At 72.3% G+C, this 8,751-nt stretch carries 9 protein-coding genes and 2 pseudogenes; 7 read left to right on the top strand and 4 right to left on the bottom strand.

Features of this window, described 5'->3' with window-relative positions; all coding sequences use genetic code 11:
* The 3 genes and pseudogenes from G3I40_RS24435 to G3I40_RS24425 all read left to right on the top strand — a co-directional run.
* Positions 1-256 (top strand): annotated as a pseudogene (locus G3I40_RS24435) (hypothetical protein); the annotation flags it as partial.
* A gap of 21 nt (positions 257-277) precedes the next feature.
* Entirely contained in the window at positions 278-1,186 is a 909-nt protein-coding gene (locus G3I40_RS24430) for a Cof-type HAD-IIB family hydrolase (protein ID WP_275410219.1), read from the top strand.
* Between the two features lie 80 nt (positions 1,187-1,266).
* On the top strand, positions 1,267-2,538 hold the full coding sequence (locus G3I40_RS24425) for a serine hydrolase domain-containing protein (protein WP_164304264.1): 1,272 nt from the start codon (positions 1,267-1,269) through the stop codon (positions 2,536-2,538).
* A gap of 69 nt (positions 2,539-2,607) precedes the next feature.
* On the opposite strand, the gene G3I40_RS24420 is transcribed toward G3I40_RS24425, so the two are convergent.
* Positions 2,608-3,129, bottom strand: a complete 522-nt coding sequence (locus G3I40_RS24420) for a hypothetical protein (RefSeq protein WP_164304263.1) — start codon at positions 3,127-3,129, stop codon at positions 2,608-2,610.
* An 87-nt stretch (positions 3,130-3,216) separates the two neighbouring features.
* Here G3I40_RS24420 and G3I40_RS24415 point away from each other — a divergent pair, with 87 nt between their 5' ends.
* The 4 genes from G3I40_RS24415 to G3I40_RS24400 all read left to right on the top strand — a co-directional run bounded on the left by G3I40_RS24415 (position 3,217) and on the right by G3I40_RS24400 (position 6,376).
* Positions 3,217-3,672, top strand: a complete 456-nt coding sequence (locus G3I40_RS24415) for an HIT family protein (protein ID WP_164304262.1) — start codon at positions 3,217-3,219, stop codon at positions 3,670-3,672.
* Between the two features lie 174 nt (positions 3,673-3,846).
* Complete coding sequence (locus G3I40_RS24410) at positions 3,847-5,001, top strand: S1 family peptidase (RefSeq protein WP_164304261.1); 1,155 nt, start codon at positions 3,847-3,849, stop codon at positions 4,999-5,001.
* A 120-nt stretch (positions 5,002-5,121) separates the two neighbouring features.
* Positions 5,122-5,889, top strand: coding sequence for an NPP1 family protein (locus tag G3I40_RS24405; protein WP_164304260.1), 768 nt, complete (start codon positions 5,122-5,124; stop codon positions 5,887-5,889).
* A 76-nt stretch (positions 5,890-5,965) separates the two neighbouring features.
* A complete protein-coding gene (locus G3I40_RS24400) occupies positions 5,966-6,376 on the top strand; it encodes a RidA family protein (RefSeq protein WP_164304259.1) in 411 nt (136 codons plus the stop codon).
* A 70-nt stretch (positions 6,377-6,446) separates the two neighbouring features.
* Here G3I40_RS24400 and G3I40_RS24395 read toward each other — a convergent pair whose 3' ends face one another.
* The 3 genes and pseudogenes from G3I40_RS24395 to G3I40_RS46555 form a co-directional block, all read right to left on the bottom strand.
* Positions 6,447-7,901: a SulP family inorganic anion transporter gene (locus G3I40_RS24395; protein ID WP_164304258.1), complete on the bottom strand. Its 1,455-nt coding sequence runs from the start codon at positions 7,899-7,901 to the stop codon at positions 6,447-6,449.
* 8 nt (positions 7,902-7,909) lie between these two features.
* Entirely contained in the window at positions 7,910-8,491 is a 582-nt protein-coding gene (locus G3I40_RS24390; RefSeq protein ID WP_164304257.1) for a carbonic anhydrase, read from the bottom strand.
* A gap of 72 nt (positions 8,492-8,563) precedes the next feature.
* Positions 8,564-8,751: pseudogene (locus G3I40_RS46555) on the bottom strand (hypothetical protein); the annotation flags it as partial.

The raw sequence follows: 8,751 nt of genomic DNA, 5'->3' as shown, positions 1-8,751 counted from the left end.
CATCACCCCCGTGCTCGCGGCGGCCGTCGCCCTGGCCGACCCCCTGCTCATCGTCGTCGGCGGCGCCTGGGGCCCTGCTCTCGCGGGCGACATCGACGAGCACTTCCGGCGCGGCCCGCGGCCGGTCCCGCTGTCCGTCGCCGCGCTCGCCGACCCCGAACTGACCGGCGCCCGCGCCCGGGCCGTCGAGGAACTGAGAGCCCTCGTCGTCCGCACGGCCCACCCGGCCGACACCCGACCGACTGACCACCCGTAACTCCCGCACCCAGGAACGACATTGACCACGCAGCACGACCACCCGGACATCCGCCTCGTCGTCACCGACATGGACGGCACCCTCCTGGACGCCGACGGGCGCATCCCCGCGTCCCTGTGGCCCCTCCTGGACGAACTGCACCGGCGCGGCATCGTCTTCTGCCCGGCCAGCGGTCGCCAGTACGCCACGCTCGCCGACCAGTTCGCGGCCGTCGACGACGGCCGCATGGTCTTCATCGCCGAGAACGGCACGTACGTCGTGCGCGGCGGTGTCGAGATCAGCTCCGATCCGCTCGACCCGGCCGTCGCCTCCGGGCTCGTCAAGACCGTGCGCCACCTCACGGACGTGGGCGCCGACGTGGGCGCCGTGGTCTGCGGCAAGCGCTCCGCCTATGTGGAGCGCCACGACGAGGCGTTCATGGCGCAGGTGCGCAAGTACTACCACCAGCACGAGATCGTCGAGGACGCCACCGCCGTCGACGACGAGATCCTCAAGGTCGCCCTCCACGACTTCGGCCGCGCCGAGGAGACCACGGCGCCCGCGCTGCACCACCTCGCCGACTCCCACCAGGTCGTCGTCTCCAGCGAACACTGGATCGACATCATGAACCCCACGGCGAACAAGGGAGTGGCGGTGCGCCGCCTCCAGCGGGAACTCGGCGTCACCCCCGCCCAGACCATGGTGTTCGGCGACTACCTCAACGACCTGCAGATGATGGACGCCGCCGACTGGTCCTACGCCATGGCGGGCGCCCACCCGGACGTGCTGCGCCGAGCCCGCCGCCAGGCGCCGCCGCACACCGAGAACGGCGTGGTCCGCACGATCCACCAGGTCCTCGGCCTTGCCGATCCCGACCGGCGGGAGCCGGACACTACCCATCGCGGTGCGCCTTCCCTTGGCCGATCCGACAACACCGGCTCTCACCGTTAGGAAATGCACCGAACACCGCGGGCGGCTGTCCGTTCAGCATGGTGTGCGCCACACCACTGGGCGACGGACGGAGGGCACACATGTCGGGAACGATGCGGCGCCGCACGGTGACGGGAGCCGCTGCCGCGGCGGCGGCACTCAACGTGGTCGGCGCCGCCGCGGGACGGTCCCCCGCGGCGGCCCGGCCGTCCCGCAGAGGGGAGCACACGACCGTGCGCGAACTGAGCGTGGCCAAGGCCCTCGCATCCGCATGGGCCCAGACGCTCGCCGAGATACCCGGCCAGGGCGTGCAAGCCGTGCTGCTCCGGCGCGGTCGCCTCCTGTGGTCGGCCCACCACGGCATGGCCGTCGGCAACGTCCACCCGGCGCTGCCGGTGGACGACAACACCCTGTTCAATTACGGCAGTTTCGGCAAGATGATCCTGGGAGCGTTCGCCCTCCACGAGGCGGAGAAAGGCACCGTGGATCTCGATGCCCCGATCTCGCGGTACGTGGGGGACACCGTCGCGGGGTCGCGCCAGGTGACCCCGCGCATGCTCCTGGCCCAGATCACCGGTTACGGCAACGTCTACGCGGACCCCGACGTGGTCCCGCTCTTCCCGCCCGGAACCGAAGGCGCGCCGCCGGGCACCGGCCCCAGCCGCTACCGGCCCGACGCGCCCTTCACCTTCGCCCAGTTGAACGCCGGCATCCACGCCCCCGACCGCCCGGGCGCACGCTACGAGTACCAGAACACCAACTTCATCATCCTCCTGCAGGTCCTGGTGAAGACGCTCGGCGGTGAGGCGAGGACGCAAGCGGAGATCGCCCGCTTCCTCGCCCGGGCCGGGTCGGTGGCCCCGCAGAACGGTCGGCGGATCACGCAGGATCGCTCCGCGCGCCACACCCTCCAGCACTTCGCCCACGGATACCATCCGCTCCCCGACGGGCTCGGCCTGCAGGACTACAACACCGCCTACGGCGCCACCGGGGTGCCCACCGACTCCTTCGGATTCCCCTTCGGCGACGGCCTGTTCGCCGGGACCGCCCTGGGCGCGGCCCAGTTCCTGGACGCCCTCTTCAGCCGGAACAAGCTCCTCGGGCACGCCACCGTCGAAGCGATGACCGAACCCAGCAAGCAGGCCCGGGCGGCCGGTGCCACGTACGGGCTCGCCACCGAGAGCACCGTCGTGGACGGGGTGACGTGGCAGGGCCACCCCGGCACCTTCGGCGGATTCACGTCGAGCGCGTACACCGACATCCCGCGACAGGCCACCTTGGTGGTCCTGACCAACCGCGACCGGCCGGCCCCCGTCGTCTCGGACGAGATCTGGGCCGCCCTCGCCACGGCATACGCCGCGGCCCTGAAGTAGCTTGCCGTCGTCCGCGGCAGGGTCGGGCGACGGGGCCCGGGCCGCTCGGCGGGGCAGTACCGAGTGCGGTCAGTGCCCGGCGAGCAGCTTCACCGCGACGACTCCGATACCGATCACGGAGTTGAGCGCGGCGGCGACCAGCGCGCCGAGCGGCCCCGCGCCCACCCGCCGTCCGCCCGCGAACCCCCAGGCGGCCAGCGCGGCGACCTCGGTGCCCACCGAGATCCACAGCGCCGTGGTCAGTTCGGCCGCGCCCAGGGCGGACAGTCCGATCAGCAGCAGCGGACTCACGGCACTCGTCAGCAGCGGGCTGGTGGTGAACAGCGTGTGCCGGATCTCGTGCCGGTTCGGCCACCTGCCGTGCGCCACCGGGACCGCCTGCAGATCGGCGACGAGCGTCGCGAGCCACAGGCCGAGCGCGGTCACCGCGACCGAGACCGCCGCCGCCACATGCGCAGGATGCCCGCTCTGCGCGAACCCCACCAGCACGGCCAGCAGGGTCAACGACGCGTAGATCCGTTCCTTCAGCCGCTCGCGCAGCACGTCCGCACGCTCCTGCGCCACCGCTTGCGGTGACATGCCCTCAGTCATGGCGGCACCCTAAGCGGGCCCCGCCCGCCACCTCGGCCGCGACAGGCACCCTGTGCGGATCGGGGACCGTACGCGAGCATGGGCCGCATGACGGCGAGGACGGCGGACCGGTGCCACCCGTGCGACAGGGAGGCCGAGTTCGCGCTGCTGCCGCCCCGCGAGCGGATCGCGAACGATGCGCACTGGCGCGTGGTGCACGCCGTCGACTGCGCGCTGCTCGGCTGGCTGGTGCTCCTGCCGCGGCGCCACGTCACCGCCGTGCACGACCTCACCGACGCCGAGGCCGCCGCCCTGGGGACGTGGCAGGTACGGCTCTCCCGGGCCCTGCGCGACGCCACCGGATGCGCCAAGACGTACGTCGTGCAGTTCGCGGAGGCCGAGGGTTTCGGCCACGTCCACTTCCATGTCGTACCGCGATCGGCCGACCTTCCCGCGGCCCAACGGGGCCCGGGAGTCTTCGATTTCCTCCGGGCCCCCGCGCGGGAGCAGGTGACCGCCGCTGCCGCCGACCGGTTCGCCCTGGAACTCCGCGGGCGTCTGTGAGCGCCGCGAGGCAGGCCGGATCACGCCCCTGGATTGGCATGGACCTGCTCATGATCCCTCGCTAGGCTCCCCACCAACAGCCCGCGGGAGCGCTCCCAGTCCGTCTTCCCCGGCTGTGCTTCCGGGCTGTCCTGTTCCACCCCCACATCACTGGAACAACGAAGGGCCGAACCGATGAGACGTACCAGAACCCTGCGCACCGTCCTGTCCGCCCTGCTGGTCACCGGCGCCTGCGCCACGGCCGGTTTCCTCCCGACCTCCTCGGCGGGCGCGGCCACCCCGCACGCCGACCGTGCCCCCGCCTCCGACGGCGTACTCGCCGCCATGAAGCGGGACTTCGGGCTCACCGACCGTCAGGCGAAGGCGCGACTCGCCACCGAGAAGCAGGCCACCGCCACCGAGCGGCAGGCGCGACGGGCCGCGGGGAGCGCCTACGGCGGCTCGTGGCTGACGTCGAAGAGCGGCGAACTGACCGTCGCGGTGGCCGATCCCGCCAAGGCCGCCGCCGTACGCGCCACCGGCGCCCATGTCGAGCTCGTCACCCGCAGCGCCGCCCGGCTCGACGCCGCCAAGAAACGCATCGACGCCCTCGACGCCCCGGCGGGCGTGAGCAGTTGGCGCGTCGACTGGCCCACCAACCGGGTCGTCGTCGAGGTGCGCGCCGGACAGCAGTCCGACAACGATGTCACCCGCTTTCTCGCCGAGGCCCGCAAGGCCGGCCCGGTGAGCGTGCGAACCACGGAGCACACGCCCACCACCCTGGCCGCGGGCACCGTGGGCGGCGACCCCTACTACACCGGCAACGTCCGCTGTTCCATCGGCTTCTCCGTCCAGGGCGGCTTCGTCACGGCCGGCCACTGCGGCGGCGCGGGCCAGGGCGTGAACGGCTGGGACGGCAGCTACGTCGGCAACTTCCAGGGCTCGTCCTTCCCCGACAACGACTACGCGTGGGTCAACGTCGGCAGCGGATGGTGGACCGTCCCGGTCGTGCTCGGCTGGGGCACGGTCTCCGACCAGCTCGTGCGCGGCTCGGCCGAGGCCCCGGTCGGTGCCTCCATCTGCCGCTCCGGATCCACCTCGCACTGGCACTGCGGCACCGTGCTCGCCAAGAACGAGACCGTGAACTACAGCCAGGGCGCCGTCCACGAGATGACGAAGACGAGCGTGTGCGCCGAACCCGGCGACTCCGGCGGCTCGTTCATCAGCGGCGACCAGGCCCAGGGCGTCACCTCGGGCGGCTGGGGCGACTGCACCGGCGGCGGGGAGACCTGGTACCAGCCCATCAACGAGATCCTGGGCCGCTTCGGCCTGACCCTGCACACCGCCTGACCCGGCCCGTACGGCACGTCAATTCGCCGCGGATTCACGGGAGGTGCCCCCGCGCGTCCCTCGGCGCTGTTGGGGGCATGACATGAATGTCATGCCCCCACAGTGACGCAGGAGAATTCAGTGAAGCCCAGCAGACTCATCCGCCGCACCTCCCTGGCCACCGGCGGCGCCCTCGCCCTGGTGATCGCCTTCGCGGGCACCGCCCTCGCCGACCCGCCCGGAGCCCTGCCCGCCAACGCCGACGCGACGGAGCAGACGTTCCAGCCCGCGTTCGACTACGACACCGACGGCTGCTACCCGACACCGGCCATCGGCCCGGACGGCACGGTCAACGGCGGCCTCAAGCCGAGCGGCGCGCTCAACGGACAGTGCCACGACGCCTCGGACCTCGACAGCACCAACGGCTACGCCCGCTCCAAGTGCAACAACGGCTGGTGCGCCGTCATGTACGGCCTGTACTTCGAGAAGGACCAGGCGGTGGCGGGCAGCGGGCTCGGCGGGCACCGCAACGACTGGGAACACGTCGTCGTCTGGGTGCGGGACGGCACCGCCGAGTACGTCTCCACGTCCGCGCACGGATCCTTTCAGATCTACCCGCGCGACCAGATCCGTTGGGACGGGACCCACCCGAAGGTCGTCTACCACAAGGACGGCATCGGCACCCACTGCTTCCGCCCGGCGACCACGAACGACGAGCCGCCCGAGAACCACCGCGGCACCTGGCAGTTCCCCACCTTGGTCGGCTGGAACGGCTACCCGTCGGGGCTGCGGGACAAGTTGAGCGCGTACGACTTCGGCAGTGCCACCTTCGGTCTGAAGGACGCGAGCTTCGCCAGTCACCTCGCCGCCGCGCTGCCCTCGGGTGTGCCCTTCGACGTCAACGCCTGAACGGTGACGCGATCGCCGATGTGACAACATGTCCGGGCTCCGCTCCCGTCGCCGCATCAGAAGGGACACCAGGCCCATGGCCCGCGCCGTCACCCTCATCCGTTCCGCCGCGCTGTCCGACATCGCCGAGTACGCGTACGCGTCCACGGCACCGGCCGGCGCCCGGCTCGTCTTCCTCGCCGGCTCCTGCCCCTTGGACAAGGACGGGACGACGGTGGCGATCGGCGACTACGCGGGTCAGGCGGCGCAGTGCGTGGCGAACCTGCGCACCGCGCTCGCCGCTGCCGGCGCGGACCTGGAGGACGTCATCAGCACCCGCGTGCTCGTCGCATCGACGCGGCAGCCGGACCTGGGGGCGGCCTGGCAGGTGGTGCGGGACGCCTTCGGCGCCCACGACGTGCCGAGCACGCTGATGGGCGTCACGGTGCTCGGCTACGACGACCAGCTCGTCGAGGTCGAGGCCGTCGCGGCCGTGCTCGACGACTGACACCGCCACCGGACCGTAGGCGGCCGGTCCAACTGCCCGACAGTATGCGGCAGTTGGACCGGCCGTCGGTTCATTTCGCGGTGACCTTCACCGGCTCCGTGCCGGCGTGGCTGTGCCGCTGGGCCCAGCTCTCCAGCGCCGTCCGGCACGCGTGGTCCAGGTGGTGCAGCCCGGACAGGTTCAGCTCGACGGGACGGTCCTGCGGAAGTGCCTCCAGGCTGCCGAGGATCTTCGGCAGCCGCAGGAAGGTCGCGTTGCCCGACAGGTGCGCCTGGACCGGACCGGCGCCCTTGTCTATGACCTCCAGCCTCACGTGCGAGGCGTCCCACGCCGTCTTGACGACGGACAGTGCGATCCCGACGAGCACCCCTTCGAACATGCTGACCGCGACGATCGACACCGCGGTGACGATCAGGATCAGCGCCTCGCCGCGGTGCTCGCGCCACAGTTCCACCAGTGCCCGCACCGGGATCAGCTTGGCCCCGGCGTGCACCAGTACACCCGCCAGGGCGGGCAGCGGGATGTACGCGAGGACGTCCGGCAGCAGCGCCGCGAAGAGCAGCAGCCAGACGCCGTGCAGCACGCGCGAGGCCTTGGTGCGGGCCCCGGCCTGGACGTTGGCCGCGCTGCGCACGATCACCGCGGTCATCGGCAGCGCGCCGAGCAGGCCGCACACCGTGTTGCCCGCGCCCTGGGCGAGCAGTTCCTTGTCGTACGAGGTCCGGGGCCCGTCGTGCATCCGGTCCACGGCGGCGGCGCTGAACAGGGACTCCGCCGACGCGATGAGCGTGAACGCCACGATCGTGCCGAGCAGCGAGAGCCCGGCGAGTTCGCCGAAGGCGGCCGCGGACGGGGGCTGGATCGCCCCGAGCAGTCCGTTGACCTCGACCGTCGCCACGGGCGCGTCGAGCACGAGGGCGGCGGCCGTCGCGAGGCCGACGGCGGCGAGCGGGCCGGGGACCACCCGGGCCTGTCGCGGCAGGTGCTTCCACAGCACCAGGACGGCGACGGTGCCGACGCCCAGGGCGAGCGAGGCAAGTGCGCGGGTACTGCCCGCCGCGTCGAGCAGGGCCCCCGGCAGGCCGGCTATCTTGCCGAGCCCCGACTCCGGCGCCTTCGCGCTCAGGACCGCGTACATCTGGCCCGCGATGAGCACGAGCCCGATGCCGGCCAGCATGCCCTCCACGACGGAGACGGAGATCGCGCGGAAGTAGCGGCCGAGCCGAAGGGCGCCCATGGCGATCTGGAGCAGCCCCGTGGCCAGGACGACGACACCGAGCACCGGTAGCCCGAACTCGTCCACTGCTTCGTAGACGAGCACCGTCAACCCGGCCGCGGGGCCGGAGACTTGAAGGCTGCTGCCGCGCATCAGGCCGGTGACGACGCCGCCGACGATGCCGGTGACCAGGCCGAGCTCCGCGGGCACGCCCGAGGCGACCGCCACGCCCACGCACAGCGGGAGCGCGACCAGGAAGACGACGAGAGAGGCGGTGAAGTCCGCTTTGAGGTGAGGGTACTTGGGCATCGTGGCGCTCACAGGAGCTCGAACGTGTCGGTATCGGGGCGGTGTTCGCGCACGGCGCCGGTGTGCACCTCGTAGTACCAGCCGTGCAGCCGGACCCGGCCGTCCTCGATGCGGCGCTGGACGCAGGGGTACGAGCGCAGCCGCAACAGCTGGGTGAGTACGTGTTGTTGCACGGCCGCGGAGACCGTGGGATCCGACGGGTCGTGCGCGGCGGTCTCGTCGGCGGCGTGTGCGAGCCAGTCGCGCACGGCGGGCACCGCCGCGAGGTCGTCGCCGCGCACCAGCGCGCCGACGGCGCCGCAGTGCGAGTGGCCACAGACGACGACGTCGCGGACGCCGAGCACCTCCACGGCGTACTCGATGGTGGCGGCCTCCCCGCTGGGGTGGCCGGAGCGGTGGGCGGGCACGATGTTGCCCGCGGTGCGCAGCTCGAAGAGTTCGCCGGGGCGGGCCCCCGTGATGAGGGCCGGTACGACCCGCGAGTCGGAGCAGGTGATGAAGAGGACCTGGGGGGACTGGCCGTCGGCGAGCCGGGCGAACTCCTCAGGGCGCCGGCCGAACGTACGGGCGTGGTCGATGAGGGGCTGCATGGTGTTACCTCCTGGCGCGCCGTGGGGGCGCGTCGGGCTGGCAGGATAAGGGGGAGGGGGGAAGGCCCCCTCTCAGCAGCGGAAGACCTGCAGGGTCGCCGGCGTGAGATCCGGCACGGATCTGGCGGGGCGGCGGCAGAGGGCGCCGTCCGAGGTGCTCGGGGAGGCGGCGCGGACCCGCGGCGCCGTCGTCGGCGCGGCGGGGCGGGAGAGCTGACCGGTTCCGGCGTTCGCGCGGTGCCGGTCCCGGGTGCGCAGGG

The organism is Streptomyces sp. SID14478 (assembly GCF_010548525.1).
Taxonomy (GTDB): Bacteria; Actinomycetota; Actinomycetes; order Streptomycetales; family Streptomycetaceae; genus Streptomyces.
The sequence above is the reverse complement of the archived record's forward strand: the minus strand, read 5'-3'. Positions and strand labels throughout refer to the sequence as shown.